This window comes from Trinickia mobilis (assembly GCF_017315705.1).
GTDB classification, from domain to species: Bacteria; Pseudomonadota; Gammaproteobacteria; order Burkholderiales; family Burkholderiaceae; genus Trinickia_A; species Trinickia_A mobilis.
Window position 1 is genome coordinate 46,156 of the sequence record NZ_JAFLRF010000024.1, and the last position, 14,348, is coordinate 60,503.

Below are 14,348 nucleotides of genomic sequence, written 5' to 3' on the forward strand. Positions count from 1 at the left end.
ACGGGGAGGAACGCATCATGTGCGGAATTGTGGGAGCAGTGGCGGAATGCGACGTCATGTCGGTGCTGACCGAGGGCCTGAGGCGCCTCGAATACCGCGGCTACGATTCGTGCGGCGTCGCGGTCCTGCAGCATGGCGAGCCGCGGCGCGTGCGCAGCGTCGAGCGCGTCGCGGATCTGGCCGAGCGAATCGGGCAGGAGGGCTTGGCGGGCACCATCGGCATCGCGCACACGCGCTGGGCCACGCACGGCGCGCCGGTCACGGACAACGCGCACCCGATCTTCTCGTGCGGGGAGATCGCGCTCGTGCACAACGGCATCATCGAGAACCACGAAACCTTGCGCGATGAGCTGAAGGAGCTTGGCTATGTGTTCGAATCGGATACCGATACGGAAGTCATCGCGCACCTCATTCACTACACGCGCGCGCAAAGCGCAACGGGCGACCTCGTCGCAGCCGTGCAATGCGCGCTGCGGCGGCTGCGCGGCGCTTATGCAATCGCGGTTTTCGCGAAGAATGAGCCGCCCCGCGTGATCGGCGCGCGCGCAGGCTCGCCGCTCGTGGTCGGTTTCGGCCGCGACGGCCACTATCTCGCCTCCGATACGATGGCGCTCGCCGGCACGGCCGGGCAGTTCATCTACCTCGAAGAGGGCGACATGGCCGTGCTCACGGCCGACGACGCGCACCTCTTCGATCGCGATGGCCGCAGCGTCGAGCGCGAGCGCCGCGCGCTGCCGGCAAGCAGCAACGCGTCCGATCTCGGCCCCTACCGGCACTACATGCAAAAGGAAATCTTCGAGCAGCCGGGCGTGATCGCCGACGCGACCGAAAACATCCGCAAGATCGTGCCGGACCTGTTCGGCCCGAACGCCGAGCGCGTGTTCTACGCGATCGATTCGCTCCATATCCTCGCGTGCGGCACGAGCTACTACTCGGGGCTGACCGCGAAATACTGGCTCGAATCGATTGCGGGCCTGCCGACGCAGGTCGAAGTCGCGAGCGAGTATCGCTACCGCGACAGCGTGCTGAACCGCAAGACGCTGTTCCTCGGCATTTCGCAATCGGGCGAGACGGCCGATACGCTCGCCGCCCTCAAGCACGCGCAGCACCTCGGGCACAAGTATTCGCTCGCGGTGTGCAACGTCGCGCACAGCTCGCTCATGCGGCAGACGATGCTGCAATACCAGACGAGCGCGGGGCCGGAAATCGGCGTCGCGTCGACCAAGGCGTTCACGGCCCAGCTCGTCGCGCTGTTCCTGCTCGCGTTGACGCTCGGCAAGGTGCGCGCTCGCCTGTCCACGACGCGGGAGGCCGAGTACCTCGACCAGCTGCACCACCTGCCCGCCGCGCTCAACAGCGTGCTCGCGCTCGAGCCGCAGATCATCGCGTGGGCCGATGCGTTCGCGCGCAAGGACCACGCGCTGTTCCTCGGCCGCGGGCTGCACTATCCGATCGCGCTCGAAGGGGCGCTGAAGCTCAAGGAGATTTCGTACGTGCATGCCGAGGCGTATCCCGCGGGCGAACTCAAGCACGGGCCGCTCGCGCTCGTCACGGGCGACATGCCGGTCGTCACGATCGCGCCGAACGACGCGCTGCTCGAAAAGCTCAAGTCGAACATGCAGGAAGTGCGCGCGCGCGGCGGCGAGCTGTACGTGTTCGCCGACGCCGATTCGCAGATCGCGAGCAGCGATCACGTGCACGTGATCCGCATGCCCGAGCACTACGGCAAGCTCTCGCCGATCCTGCACGTCGTGCCGCTGCAGTTGCTCGCGTATCACACGGCCTGCGCGCGCGGCACCGATGTCGACAAGCCGCGCAATCTCGCGAAATCGGTGACGGTCGAATGAGGCACGCCATGCGCAGACTGCTCGTTGCCTCCGCCCTCGCCGCAGCCTGCGTGGCGGCGGTCTCCGTAGCGACGGCCGCCGCAGCCGCTGCGGCGGGGACCGCCGCCCACGCCCACGCGCACGCCCGCGTGCCGCGCGCCGACTCGCGCCTGCGCGTGCCGCACGGCGATTTGCGCGCCTACATGCACGGCATCGGCGCGGCGTCCGACGGGCATGGCGGCACCTATGTGTTTTTCAGCAGCTCCGGCTTGCCGCCGCGCGGGGCAGGGCGCGACGGCAACTGGACACACGACGTCTACGTCGCGCACTGGACGCCAGAAATGGCCAAGCTCTCGAAGCCGCGCGTGTTCATCCGCCGGCCCGAGGCGCAGGAGCCGGTATCGATCGCGCAGAGCAGCGCCGGCAACATCATGGTGACGTTCGAAGACGGCTGGAACACGCCGGACGAAGTGAGCCAGCGCTACGGCGTCTACTCGCGCCTGCTCGGCCCGGTGCGTCCGTATCCGATCGACGTCAAGGCCGGCGGCCACTCGGGACACGCGGCGGCGGTCGGCTCGCGCTTCGTCGTCTTCTATTCGGACGACTGGGTCGACGGCGGCGGCGTCGACAATCTCGGCACCGGCCGCGGCGTCTACGTGAAGACCTACGACGCTAACGGCACGCTTCGGAACTTCGTCCCCGTCGCGCCGTACGTGCGCGAGTGGTGGCCGATGATTGCGGGCTCGCCCAAGCGGGCGCTGCTCGTCTGGCAGCAATACGTGAACGGGCAGACCTACGCGCAACTGAAGGTGGCGGCGTTCGACCCGGTCGACGGCACGTTGGGCGAGACGCGCGTGATCGCGCCTCACCTGCAGTACTACACGTATGCGGCGGCTTATGTGCCTGCGCTCGACCGCTTCGTCGTCGCCGCGAGCGACGCGAGCGGACACGGCTTCGCGCAATTGATCGACGAAGACGGCGCGCCCGTGGCGACGCTTGCCTGCATGCCGTCGACGGTGCGCGAAGCCGGCATCGCCGTGATCGGCGAGCGGGCTTTTACGCCTTCGCAGGACGGGCGTCTGCTCGAATTGCAGATGAGCGCGTCGTCGATCGAACTCGCGGCGACGCAGCCTTCGCCGATCAAGTGGTGGTACATGGGGAGCCTCGGGCTCGTGCGCTCGGACTCGCGCCTGCACTGGGTTTCGCTGAGCCCGGCCGGGCTGCAGGAGGCGGATTTCGACCTTGCCGCCGCGCGGCCCGCCACGGCGGCGGACCGGTGTCAGCCGTAGGCTGCGGCGTACTTCGTCCTAAACCCGGGGGCAGGTCACGAATGTTTGAAGGCGGAATGCGAGCCTCAAACCGACGACTTCGACTCTTTGAGGGCGGAACGTCAGCCTCAAACCGAGGACTTCGACTTTTTGAGGGCGGAACGTCAGCCTCAAACCGACGACTTCGACTCGTTGAGGGCGGAACGTCAGCCTCAAACCGAGGACTTTGGATGTCTGAGGGCGGAACGTGGGCCTCACACCGTGGAGTTTTCCACGCTTTGAGAGTGGAATGCGAGCCTCAAACCTCGGAGTTCGACTGTTTGAAGGCGAAGCGCGAGCCTCACACCATGGAATTCGAATGTTTGAGCGTGGAGCTCGCGCCTCACACCGCGGAATTCCGCTGTCGAAGTGGAGAACATGAGGGGCAGGCCGGCGAATTTGCAGCTACGTGGGCGCGCTATGGACGTTCACGATGTCGGATTGTCGAAGGTGTATGAAAAGACCTCACCTGATCGACGCGGCGGGCGAAGAAAGGGTTTTGTGACTCTGTATCCGAGTTCGAATGATGTAGTCAAAAGCATGAGAATCGGATTTCGGACCAGTCCTATATGCTGCTGAGTTATAACTCGACTAGTTAGGGTGGCGCTTGGCCCTTGCGGCAGCTTCGCCCGGTCATGTCGTCGATGTGTATGGCTAGCGAACCGGCCGCGGGCCGGCGGGAGGCGTGAGGGATTGAAGCCCGAAGGGGCGCGACTGCGTAGCAGGCTCGATGCGCAGCACGAATTCCCGGCACGCCAAAGGAGCACGGTCGATGCGGACGAAAGCGAAGCCGGGCGCACGCGCGACACGCAACGTTATCGTCGTTGCGGCGGCGGTCGCGTGTCTGATTGTGATCGGGCGCATTACCGGCATTCTGGTCGATTGGCTGTGGTTCGGCTCGATCGGCTATGGCAGCGTGTTCTGGACGGTCTTCTGGGCGAAGCTCCTCGTCTTTGCCGCCGTGTTCGCGGCATCGGCTGCGGCGGTCGCGGCGTCGGGCTTGGTTGCGCATCGCTATGCGAGCCCCGTCGGTGCCATGCAGGTGATCGGCGCGTCCGAGGACGCGCCGCCCGACCTCACCGAACTGGCGAGCCGGATCGCGCCGCGCGTTCCGTGGCGCATGGGCATTGCCGGCGCAGCCGTGCTGATCGGGCTTTTCATTGCCGCGAGCAAAGTGTCGAATTGGGACATCGCGCTGCGCTTTCTTCACCAGGTGCCCTATGGCGCGCGCGATCCGATCTTCGGCGAGGACATCAGCCTCTATCTGTTCTCGCTGCCGGTCTTCATCACGCTCAAGAACTGGCTGCTGCAACTGCTGTTGGCCTGCACGGCCGTTGCGGGCGCCGTTTATGCGGTGCGGGGAGACATCGAGTTCGGGCCGGCGCCGCGCTGGCTCTCGCCTGCCGCCGCGGCGCACGCCTCGGCGCTGCTCGGCGGGTTCTTCGCGCTGAAGGCGTGGTCCTACGTGCTCGACCGCTATCTGCTGCTGTATCGCGACAACGGCGTCGTGGCCGGGGCGAGCTATACCGACATCCACGTCGAACTGCCGGTGCTGTGGCTGCTGATCGGAATCGCCGCGGCAGCGGCCGTTGCGTCGTGGATCAACATGCACCGGCGCGGCTGGCGGATTCCCGCCGCCTCGGCGGTGGCGCTGTTCGGCAGTTCGTTTGCGCTCGCGATCGTCTACCCGGCGCTCTTCGAGCGCTTCTACGTGAAGCCGAGCGAGCTGCAGCTCGAAACACCCTATATCGCGCACAACATCGCGCTGACGCGGGAGGCTTACGGCTTGTCGAAGATCGAGGTCAAGCCGTTTCCGGCCGAGGAGGGGCTCAGCCTCGCGTCGCTCGACGCCAATCGCGCGACCATCGACAACATCCGCCTCTGGGACGTGCAGCCGCTCATGAGCACCTACGCCCAATTGCAGGAGATCCGCACGTACTACAAGTTCTTCTCGGTGGACATCGACCGTTACCGGCTCGATTCGGGCTACCGGCAGGTGATGCTGTCCGCGCGCGAGCTGGACCCGACGCTCTTGGCCGCGAACGCGCAGACCTGGGTGAACCTGCATCTGCTGTTTACGCACGGCAACGGCGTCGTGATGTCGCCGGTGACGGAGAAGTCCGCCGAAGGATTGCCCTCGCTCTATCTGCAGGACATTCCGCCCGTCGCCACGGGCGGGCCGCTCATTCGCGAGCCGCGGCTCTACTTCGGCCAGGGCGGGCAGGACTATGTGATCGTGAAGGGCAGCACGCCCGAATTCGATTACCCGAAGGGCAAGGACAACGTCTACACGCGCTATAGCGGGCGCGACGGCGTCGCGATCGGCGGCGTCGCGCGGCGCACGCTCTTTGCGTGGCAGCTCGACGATCCGAACATCCTGTTGACCGGCTACATCACGAACGAGAGCCGGATTCTGCTCCACCGCAACATCCAGGACCGGGTGCTGACGATCGCGCCGTTTCTCGCGCTCGACCACGATCCCTACATCGTCGCAAGCGGAGGGCGCCTGTACTGGATTCAAGATGCGTACACGACGAGCCGCTGGTTCCCGTATGCGAAACCCGGCCTCGCCGACGGCTCGAACACCATCCGCAATTCGGTCAAGGTGGTGATCGACGCGTACGACGGCACGGTCGATTTCTACGTCAGCGATCCCGCCGACGCGATCCTGCGCACGTACCGGCGCATCTTCCCGAGCCTCTTCAAGCCGCTCGGCGCGATGCCGCCGGACCTGCAGCAGCACATCCGCTACCCGGAAGACTTGTTCCTGATCCAGGCGCAGCTTTATCGCGCGTATCACATGGACGCGCCGGAGGTGTTCTACAACCGCGAGGACCTGTGGCAGTTCCCGCGCGAGCTGGCCGGCATCGACGACGGCAATGCGGCCGCCGGCGCGCCGATGACGCCGTACTACACGATCATGCGGCTGCCCGGTGAATCGAAGGCCGAATTCGTGCTGATGCTGCCGATGGTGCCGAGCCAGCGCGAGAACATGATCGCGTGGCTCGCGGCGCGTTGCGATCCGCCCGAGTACGGCAAGCTCGTCGTCTACAGCTTCCCGAAGGAAAAGCTCGTGTTCGGGCCGTTCCAGATCGAGGCGCGCATCCAGCAGAACACCGAGATCTCGCAGCAGATCTCGCTGTGGAACCAGATGGGCTCGCGCGTGATCCGCGGGCATCTGCTCGTCGTGCCGATCGAGAACTCGATCCTCTACGTGTCGCCGCTTTACTTGCGCGCGGCCTCGGGCCAATTGCCGGAGCTCAAGCGCGTGATTGCCGCTTATGGCGACCGGGTCGTGATGGAGGAGACCTTGAGCGAGGCGCTGGCGGCCTTGTTCAAGGAGACGGCGCCGGCCGCGGCGGCGTCGCCCGCCGGTGCGTCGGGCGCCGTGTCAGGCGCGGCCGACGCACAGGCGCGCGATGCGCTCGCCCACTACCATCGCGCGCTCGAGCGGCTGAAGGCCGGCGATTGGAGCGGGTTCGGCGCCGAGCTCGATGCGCTCGGGCAGTCGCTCGAAGCGCTCTCCGGCGGCCGCGGCGGGCAGGGCCGGCCATGAGCGCGTTGCGCCGCAAAGGCCGCCGAACCTTCCATCTGTAAGGCCAGTCCGGCTGTTCGGCAAATTGCCCCCCGACCCGAAACCAGTAAAATACGCCGCGACTCGTGCGATCGGACTGTGCGCGGGTGGCGGCGCGTCCCACGCCTGCCGGTCGAGCGCGCAAGAACCGTCTGCGCGCCCATTTCCAGCGCACGCCCGCCATCCCGTTGATCCGATTCGCCTTTTTTGAACTTTCAACGGATTGTCCACGCAGATGTCCACACAGCCTGTGGACAAACCGAACCGACGGACCCCAAGAGAAGTCATGTCCACGAAAAAGCCAAGCGCTGCCTACAGCGAAGCGTCGATCAAGGTCCTCAAGGGCCTGGAGCCGGTCAAGCAGCGGCCCGGCATGTACACGCGCACCGAGAATCCGCTGCACATCATTCAGGAAGTCATCGACAACGCCTCCGACGAAGCCCTCGGCGGCTACGGCCGGCAGATCACGGTGACGCTGCATGCCGACCACGCCGTGTCGGTCGAAGACGACGGCCGCGGCATCCCGTTCGGCCTGCATCCCGACGAAGGCGTGCCGGTCGTCGAAATCGTTTTCACGCGGCTCCATGCGGGCGGCAAGTTCGACAAGGCCGCGGGCGGCGCCTACACGTTCTCGGGCGGGTTGCACGGCGTCGGCGTGTCGGTGACGAACGCGCTTTCCACGCGGCTCGACGTCACGGTCTGGCGCGACGGCAAAGTCGCCGAGATCGGCTTTGCGAACGGCGATGTCGTGAAGCCGCTCGAGACGCGCGCCGCGGCCCGCACCGACAAGAAATCCGGCACGCGCGTTACCGCGTGGGCCAATCCCAAATACTTCGATTCGCCGAATCTGCCGCTCGCCGAGCTGCAGCGTCTGTTGCGCTCGAAGGCGGTGCTGCTGCCGGGCGTCGAAGTCGTGCTCGTCAACGAAAAAACCGGCGAGCGCCTAAGCTGGAAATACGAAGACGGCCTGCGCGGCTACCTGCTCGAAGGCATGGCCGGCAGCGACCTCCTGATTCCGCTCTTCGAAGGCGAGCGCTACGCGGAAAACTCGCGCTCGAACGAAGACACCTTCGCCGAGGGCGAGGGCGCGGCGTGGGTCGTCGCGTGGAGCGAAGAAGGGCCGCTCACGCGCGAGTCGTACGTGAACCTGATTCCGACGCCCGCGGGCGGCACGCATGAAGCGGGCTTGCGCGACGGTCTCTTTCAGGCGGTGAAGAGCTTCGTCGAGCTGCACAACCTGCAGCCGAAGGGCGTGAAGCTGCTCGCCGAAGACGTGTTCACGCGCGTGTCGTTCGTGCTGTCGGCGAAGGTGCTCGATCCGCAGTTCCAAGGGCAGATCAAGGAGCGCTTGAACAGCCGCGACGCGGTGAAGCTCGTGTCGGCGTTCGCGCGTCCCGCGCTGGAGCTGTGGCTGAACCAGCACGTCGAGCACGGCAAGAGGCTCGCCGATCTCGTCATCAAGCAGGCGCAGGCGCGCACGCGCGCGGGCCAGAAGGTCGAGAAGCGCAAGAGCTCGGGCGTGGCCGTGCTGCCCGGCAAGCTCACCGACTGCGAATCGACCGACATCGTGCGCAACGAGCTGTTCCTCGTCGAGGGCGACTCGGCGGGCGGCTCCGCGAAGATGGGCCGCGACAAGGAATACCAGGCGATCCTGCCGCTGCGCGGCAAGGTGCTCAATACGTGGGAGACCGAGCGCGACCGGCTCTTCGCGAACAACGAAGTGCACGACATCTCGGTGGCGATCGGCGTCGATCCGCACAGTCCCGACGACACCATCGACCTTTCGAACCTGCGCTACGGCAAGATCTGCATTCTCTCGGACGCGGACGTCGACGGCGCGCATATCCAGGTCTTGCTGCTCACGCTGTTCTTCAAGCACTTCCCGCAGCTGATCGAGCGCGGCCATGTGTGCGTCGCGCGGCCGCCGCTCTTTCGCGTCGATGCGCCCGCGCGCGGCAAGAAGCCCGCGCAGAAGCTCTATGCGCTCGACGAAGGCGAGCTCGAAGCGATCCTCGACAAGCTGCGCAAGGACGGCGTGCGCGACACGCAATGGACGATCAGCCGCTTCAAGGGTCTCGGCGAAATGAGCGCCGAGCAGCTGTGGGACACGACGATGAACCCCGACACGCGCCGCCTGATGCCGGTCGCGCTCGGCGAGCTCGACTACGATGCCACCGTTTCGCGGATGACGATGCTGATGGGCAAGGGCGAAGCGGCGTCGCGCCGCAGCTGGCTCGAAGAGAAGGGTAACGAGGTGGAAGCGGATATCTGAGCGACGCGGTTTGTCAGCGCCGCGGCTTTCGCCGAAGCGCCCCACCTGAACACGGACACGAATTTCGATGGATCAACAAGACGATCTCTTCGCCGCGCCGGCCGTGCCGGACAGCGATTCCCTGACGCTCGGCAACTACGCCGAGCGCGCCTATCTCGACTACGCGGTGAGCGTGGTCAAGGGCCGCGCCTTGCCCGACGTCTGCGACGGCCAGAAGCCGGTGCAGCGCCGCATTCTCTTCGCGATGAACGAGATGGGCCTCGCCGCCGATGCGAAGCCGGTGAAGTCGGCGCGCGTCGTGGGCGACGTGCTCGGCAAGTACCACCCGCACGGCGACCAGTCGGCCTACGACGCGCTCGTGCGTCTCGCGCAGGACTTCTCGATGCGCTATCCGCTCATCGACGGCCAGGGCAACTTCGGCTCGCGCGACGGCGACGGCGCGGCGGCGATGCGCTACACCGAAGCGCGCCTGACGCCGATCGCGAAGCTGCTGCTCGACGAGATCGACCAGGGCACGGTCGATTTCATGCCGAACTACGACGGCTCGTTCGAAGAGCCGAAGCTCTTGCCCGCGCGCCTGCCGTTCCTGCTGTTGAACGGCGCGTCCGGGATCGCGGTCGGCTTGGCGACGGAAATCCCCTCGCATAACCTGCGCGAAGTGGCCGCGGCGGCGGTGGCGATGATCCGCCATCCGAGCAAGCTCACGCACGCCGAGCTGATGCAGCTCATGCCGGGGCCCGACTTCCCGGGCGGCGGCCAGATCATTTCGAGCGAAGCGGAAATCTCGGCGGCCTACGAAACCGGGCGCGGCAGCCTCAAGGTGCGCGCGCGCTGGAAGATCGAAGACCTCGCGCGCGGCCAGTGGCAGCTCGTCATCACCGAGCTGCCGCCGAACGCGTCGTGCCAGAAGGTCCTCGAAGAAATCGAGGAATTGACCAATCCGAAGGTCAAGCTCGGCAAGAAGACGCTGACGCCCGAGCAACTGCAGATGAAGCAGACGCTGCTCGCGCTCGTCGACGCCGTGCGCGACGAATCGGGCAAGGACGCGCCGGTGCGGATCGTGTTCGAGCCGAAGTCGCGCACCATCGACCAGACCGAGTTCGTCAACTCGCTGCTCGCGCACACGAGCCTCGAATCGAACACGTCGCTGAACCTCGTGATGATCGGCGCCGATGGCCGGCCGCGCCAGAAGGGGCTCGTCGAGATCCTGCACGAGTGGGTGGGCTTCCGCCTCGCGACGGTCACGCGCCGCACGCAGCATCGCTTGGGCAAGGTCGACGATCGCATCCATATCCTCGAAGGGCGGATGATCGTCTTCCTGAACATCGACGAGGTGATCCGCATCATCCGCGAAGCGGACGAGCCGAAGGCCGCGTTGATGTCGGCGTTCGGCCTTTCCGAGCGGCAGGCGGACGACATCCTCGACATTCGGCTGCGTCAATTGGCGCGGCTCGAGAAGATCAAGATCGAGCAGGAGCTCGAAGCGTTGCGCACCGAGAAGGCGAAGCTCGAAGAGCTGCTCGGCAGCGAATCGGCGATGAAGCGCCAGCTCATCAAGGAAATCGAAGCCGACGCGAAGCAATACGGCGACGAGCGCCGCACCTTGATCCAGCAGGAAAGGCGTGCGACGTTCGAGGCGAAGGTCGTCGACGAGCCGGTGACGGTCGTCGTCTCGCAGCGGGGCTGGGTGCGCGCGCTCAAGGGCCACGGGCTCGATCCGGCCGGCTTCACGTTCAAGGACGGCGACGGCCTCTACGCGGCGTTCCAGTGCCGCACGCCCGATACGCTGATCGCGTGGGGCAGCAAGGGGCGCGTCTATTCGGTCGCGGTCGCGACGCTGCCGGGCGGACGCGGCGACGGCGTGCCGGTCACGTCGCTGATCGAGCTCGAATCGGGCACGCACCTCATGCACTACTACGCGGCGCCGGCGGAGCAGGCTTTGTTGCTCGCATCGAGCAACGGCTTCGGCTTCATCGCGAAGGTCGGCGACATGGTGAGCCGCGTGAAGGCGGGCAAGTCGTTCATGACGATCGACGAAGGCGCCGCGCCGCTCGCGCCGATGCCGATGCTGCCGAATGCGCAGCAGGTGGTCTGCCTGTCGAGCGGCGGCCGCCTGCTCGTGTTCGGCGTCGACGAGATGAAGACGCTCTCGGGCGGCGGACGCGGCGTCACGCTGATGGCGCTCGACGCGGACGAAAAGCTCGTGCAGGCCCTCGCGATCAACGGCGCGGGTGTCGTGCTGGTCGGCACGGGGCGCGGCGGCAAGGCGCAGGAAGAACGGCTCGCGGGCGCGGCGCTCGAACCGCACGTCGGCAAGCGCGCCCGCAAGGGGCGCGCGCCGGATACGAAGCTCAAGGTCGGCGGGCTGCGTCCGGTGCTGGCGTGATGATCGCGTGATGCCGTCGTGAGGCATTCGTGACATCAGCGCGGCGCACAATGAACTGTGCGCCGCGCGAGCGGTCGAACGCCCTCGACGCAGCGGTCCAGACTGTTCGCAAATCGTCCCGCATACCCCCGTAGTCCAATAAATCGAAGAACTGAAAGGAAGGCTCACCATGTCCAAAGCCATCGATGTCGCGTTGTTCCTGCACTTGCTCGGCGTGGCCGTGTGGGTGGGCGGCATGGTGTTCGCGAATTTCTGCCTGCGCCCGGCGCTCTCCGACTTGTCGCCGCAACTGCGCTTGCCGCTCCTCGAAGCGGTGTTCGCGCGCTTCTTCAACTGGGTGGCGGGCTCGGTGCTCGTGATCCTGCTCTCGGGCGGCTTCCTCCTGATGCAGTTCGGCGGCGCCCATGCGGTGTGGCCGCTGCACGCGATGGCGGCGCTCGGCATCCTGATGATGCTGATCTTCGGGCACCTGCGCTTTGCCGTGTTTCCGCGCATCCGCCGCGCCGTGCAGGCGCAGAAATGGCCCGACGGCGCGCGCGCCGTCGGCACGGTGCGGCGCCTCGTCATCATCAATCTGGTGCTCGGGGTCGTGACGGTGGGACTGGCGGTGCTTTCGCGCGGGTTTTAAACGGCATCGCGATCTTTCCATCAACTGATCGCTGGACCGCATTCGCGCCGTTATTGTCGCTTTTCGCTCCCGAATCGGCCGCCCGGCGCGTGGCTCGTACGGGACCGTTTGCCCGCAGGCGCAAACGGCACGCCCCCTTCGCAAGCGTTTCCTAATCCCCCGCATATGACGGCTTTGCCGGCTCCCCGTCTTTTTTAGACAAACGGCCGGGAGCGGTCGGAGCGGGGACCCATTCCGGCGTCTCGGTGCCATCGAGTATGGCGCGCACGTGTTCAACCGTGCGGACTCTTGTTTCGTTCAACTTGTTGATCATCCGTAGATGATCAACCCCTTTCCATAGCCTGCCGCTCACCGGCAGTCGACCCCTTGCGGATCTCGCTTCACGCAAGTTCGCGTTGAGCCGGTGACGCAACGCGATCGCCGCAATCGACACGCCTGGCCCTTGGCACGCCGCGATCACCTGAGCCTTGAATTCGCGTGACTTTTGCCATTCACGGGACATCACCGGATGGCGACGTGTTGCACTTCAGATTTGAGGCCGCCGCCTTTCAGATTGCATTGAGGATTATTTGCCAGCGATTGCTGCGCTGAAAGAATACGCCTCATCCGTCAACTAGGCGGCTAACGGTGGACACCAACACCGGACTGCTTGCCCGGATATCCGTTGTGGCAGTTCCTGTCATTTTTCGTTGCGAGGCGCCGTCTTATGTGGCGCGCTGCCGGGTGTGCCCTCCAACGCACGATCCAATTTACATTTGCAAGGACACGTTTGATGGCTGATTTGAAAACCTCTCCGAAGAAGCTCGCGAAAATCGTGGCCCCCGGCCTCGCGCTCACGCAACTCGCGGCGGCTGCGATGCTGCTGGCCCCTGGTGCCGCGTCGGCACACGGGACGCTGGAATTCCCGCCGAGCCGGGAATACGTCTGCTACGGGGGGTCTGATAGTAAAGGATGCGAAAAGTTTGGCACCCAAAAATATGAGTGGCGAAGCAATCTTCAAAGTTCAGCTGGAGGCGACCATACCGGCGTGGTTCCCGATGGGACACTCTGTGCAGGCGGCAAGGGCGGCGCCTGGGCGGCACTGAATATGACTACGGAGTGGAAGCGCACGGTCATCACCCCAGATGCGAACGGCAATGTTACGTTCAAGTACAAGCAAACCGCTCCGCATGCGACTGCATATTTCAAGAGCTACATTACCAAGGATAGCTACGATTTCAGCCGTCCGCTTCAGTGGAACGATCTGCAACTGATCGGCGAGGTTGGCAAGCAAGGCGCCGAATCCTCGACGAATATGCCGGTCAAGATTCCGGCGGGCATGACGGGTAAGCGGATTGTCTATAACGTCTGGCAGCGCAGTGACAGCCCGGAGGCGTTCTACGCCTGCGCCGACGTGGAGGTGACGGGCACTTCGTCGCCATGGAAAGACATCGGCGATATCCGTGGTGGTAAGAAGGACGTCGGAACTGTCTTGTCGCTGCGTGTCTTCGACAAGACGCGCGGCAGCGATCTGGAAAAGCACAGCATCACCATTGACGCCGGCAAGACCGCTGCCTCCGAATGGATCTATGCCCTGGCCAAGGACGTAAACGCAAAGTCGCAAAGGGTCAAGATCGGCAAGATGGGCACTGACGGGCAGATCACTCCCGTTAAGGCGGCCGATGGGAACGACATCTTCGGCAATGGCAAGGAGTACAACTTTGCCATCGACGCGACCGATCCTGGCAGCGACAACGGCGGTGGTCACCTGCCGGGCAGCAACCAGCCGCCTGTCGCCAAGATCAGCGGCCCGGCAGAGGTTGACTCCAGTGCCGCGGTCACCCTGTCCGCCAGCGACTCGACCGATCCGGACGGCGACACGCTGACCTTCGGCTGGACCGTCCCGGCCGGCATCACTGCGACCAAGAACGGCCCGACCATTTCCTTCACCGCGCCGAAGTCGAACGAAGCGAAGTCGTACACGTTCACCGTTACGGTCGACGACGGCAAGGCGAGCGCGAAAGCCAATCACACGGTCACCGTCAAGGGTTCGCAGTCCGGCGGTGCCAATAACGCGCCGAAGCCGGTGATCGACGGCCCGCGCGAAGCCAAGGCAGGCGAAATGTTCATGCTGTCGGCCGCGATGTCCAGCGATGCCGATGGCGACAAGCTGTCGTACGAGTGGAAGTTCGACGCCGCCGAGTTCACGATGAACAGCGGTACGAACAAGGCGGTGACCGTCATGCTGACGCCTAAGGCGGTCTCGCAGGACTCGGTGTTCCCGATCACCCTTTCGGTTTCGGACGGTAAGACCACCAAGTCGCTCAAGTACAAGTTCACCGTCAAGAAGGGGGCTGCGGGCGACCTCTAGTCGTA

Annotated in this window: 7 protein-coding genes; all 7 read left to right on the plus strand. The window is 65.2% G+C overall.

Going from position 1 to position 14,348, the window contains the following annotated elements; all coding sequences use genetic code 11:
* Nucleotides 1-17 precede the first annotated feature (17 nt).
* The 7 genes from glmS to J3489_RS25840 all read left to right on the plus strand — a co-directional run bounded on the left by glmS (nucleotide 18) and on the right by J3489_RS25840 (nucleotide 14,343).
* Complete coding sequence (gene glmS, locus J3489_RS25810; RefSeq protein ID WP_207002910.1) at nucleotides 18-1,847, plus strand: glutamine--fructose-6-phosphate transaminase (isomerizing); 1,830 nt, start codon at nucleotides 18-20, stop codon at nucleotides 1,845-1,847.
* Nucleotides 1,848-1,855: 8 nt separating this feature from the next.
* The gene (locus J3489_RS25815; protein WP_242540301.1) at nucleotides 1,856-3,115 is read left to right on the plus strand and encodes a hypothetical protein; all 1,260 of its coding nucleotides are present in this window, start codon (nucleotides 1,856-1,858) and stop codon (nucleotides 3,113-3,115) included.
* A 790-nt stretch (nucleotides 3,116-3,905) separates the two neighbouring features.
* Nucleotides 3,906-6,689: a UPF0182 family membrane protein gene (locus J3489_RS25820; protein ID WP_207002914.1), complete on the plus strand. Its 2,784-nt coding sequence runs from the start codon at nucleotides 3,906-3,908 to the stop codon at nucleotides 6,687-6,689.
* Nucleotides 6,690-6,993: 304 nt separating this feature from the next.
* Nucleotides 6,994-8,979: a DNA topoisomerase IV subunit B gene (locus tag J3489_RS25825; protein WP_207002916.1), complete on the plus strand. Its 1,986-nt coding sequence runs from the start codon at nucleotides 6,994-6,996 to the stop codon at nucleotides 8,977-8,979.
* 67 nt (nucleotides 8,980-9,046) lie between these two features.
* Nucleotides 9,047-11,365: a DNA topoisomerase IV subunit A gene (gene parC, locus J3489_RS25830; protein WP_207002918.1), complete on the plus strand. Its 2,319-nt coding sequence runs from the start codon at nucleotides 9,047-9,049 to the stop codon at nucleotides 11,363-11,365.
* A gap of 169 nt (nucleotides 11,366-11,534) precedes the next feature.
* Complete coding sequence (locus J3489_RS25835; protein ID WP_207002920.1) at nucleotides 11,535-11,993, plus strand: CopD family protein; 459 nt, start codon at nucleotides 11,535-11,537, stop codon at nucleotides 11,991-11,993.
* Nucleotides 11,994-12,765: 772 nt separating this feature from the next.
* On the plus strand, nucleotides 12,766-14,343 hold the full coding sequence (locus J3489_RS25840) for a lytic polysaccharide monooxygenase (protein ID WP_207002922.1): 1,578 nt from the start codon (nucleotides 12,766-12,768) through the stop codon (nucleotides 14,341-14,343).
* Nucleotides 14,344-14,348: the final 5 nt, after the last annotated feature.

Excerpts from the sequence above, each read along its gene's own strand:
- parC (WP_207002918.1), top strand. The coding sequence starts at position 9,047 with ATGGATCAACAAGACGATCTCTTCGCCGCGCCGGCCGTGCCGGACAGC.
- J3489_RS25820 (WP_207002914.1), top strand. The coding sequence starts at position 3,906 with ATGCGGACGAAAGCGAAGCCGGGCGCACGCGCGACACGCAACGTTATC.
- J3489_RS25835 (WP_207002920.1), top strand. The coding sequence starts at position 11,535 with ATGTCCAAAGCCATCGATGTCGCGTTGTTCCTGCACTTGCTCGGCGTG.
- J3489_RS25840 (WP_207002922.1), top strand. The coding sequence starts at position 12,766 with ATGGCTGATTTGAAAACCTCTCCGAAGAAGCTCGCGAAAATCGTGGCC.
- glmS (WP_207002910.1), top strand. The coding sequence starts at position 18 with ATGTGCGGAATTGTGGGAGCAGTGGCGGAATGCGACGTCATGTCGGTG.
- J3489_RS25825 (WP_207002916.1), top strand. The coding sequence starts at position 6,994 with ATGTCCACGAAAAAGCCAAGCGCTGCCTACAGCGAAGCGTCGATCAAG.
- J3489_RS25815 (WP_242540301.1), top strand. The coding sequence starts at position 1,856 with ATGCGCAGACTGCTCGTTGCCTCCGCCCTCGCCGCAGCCTGCGTGGCG.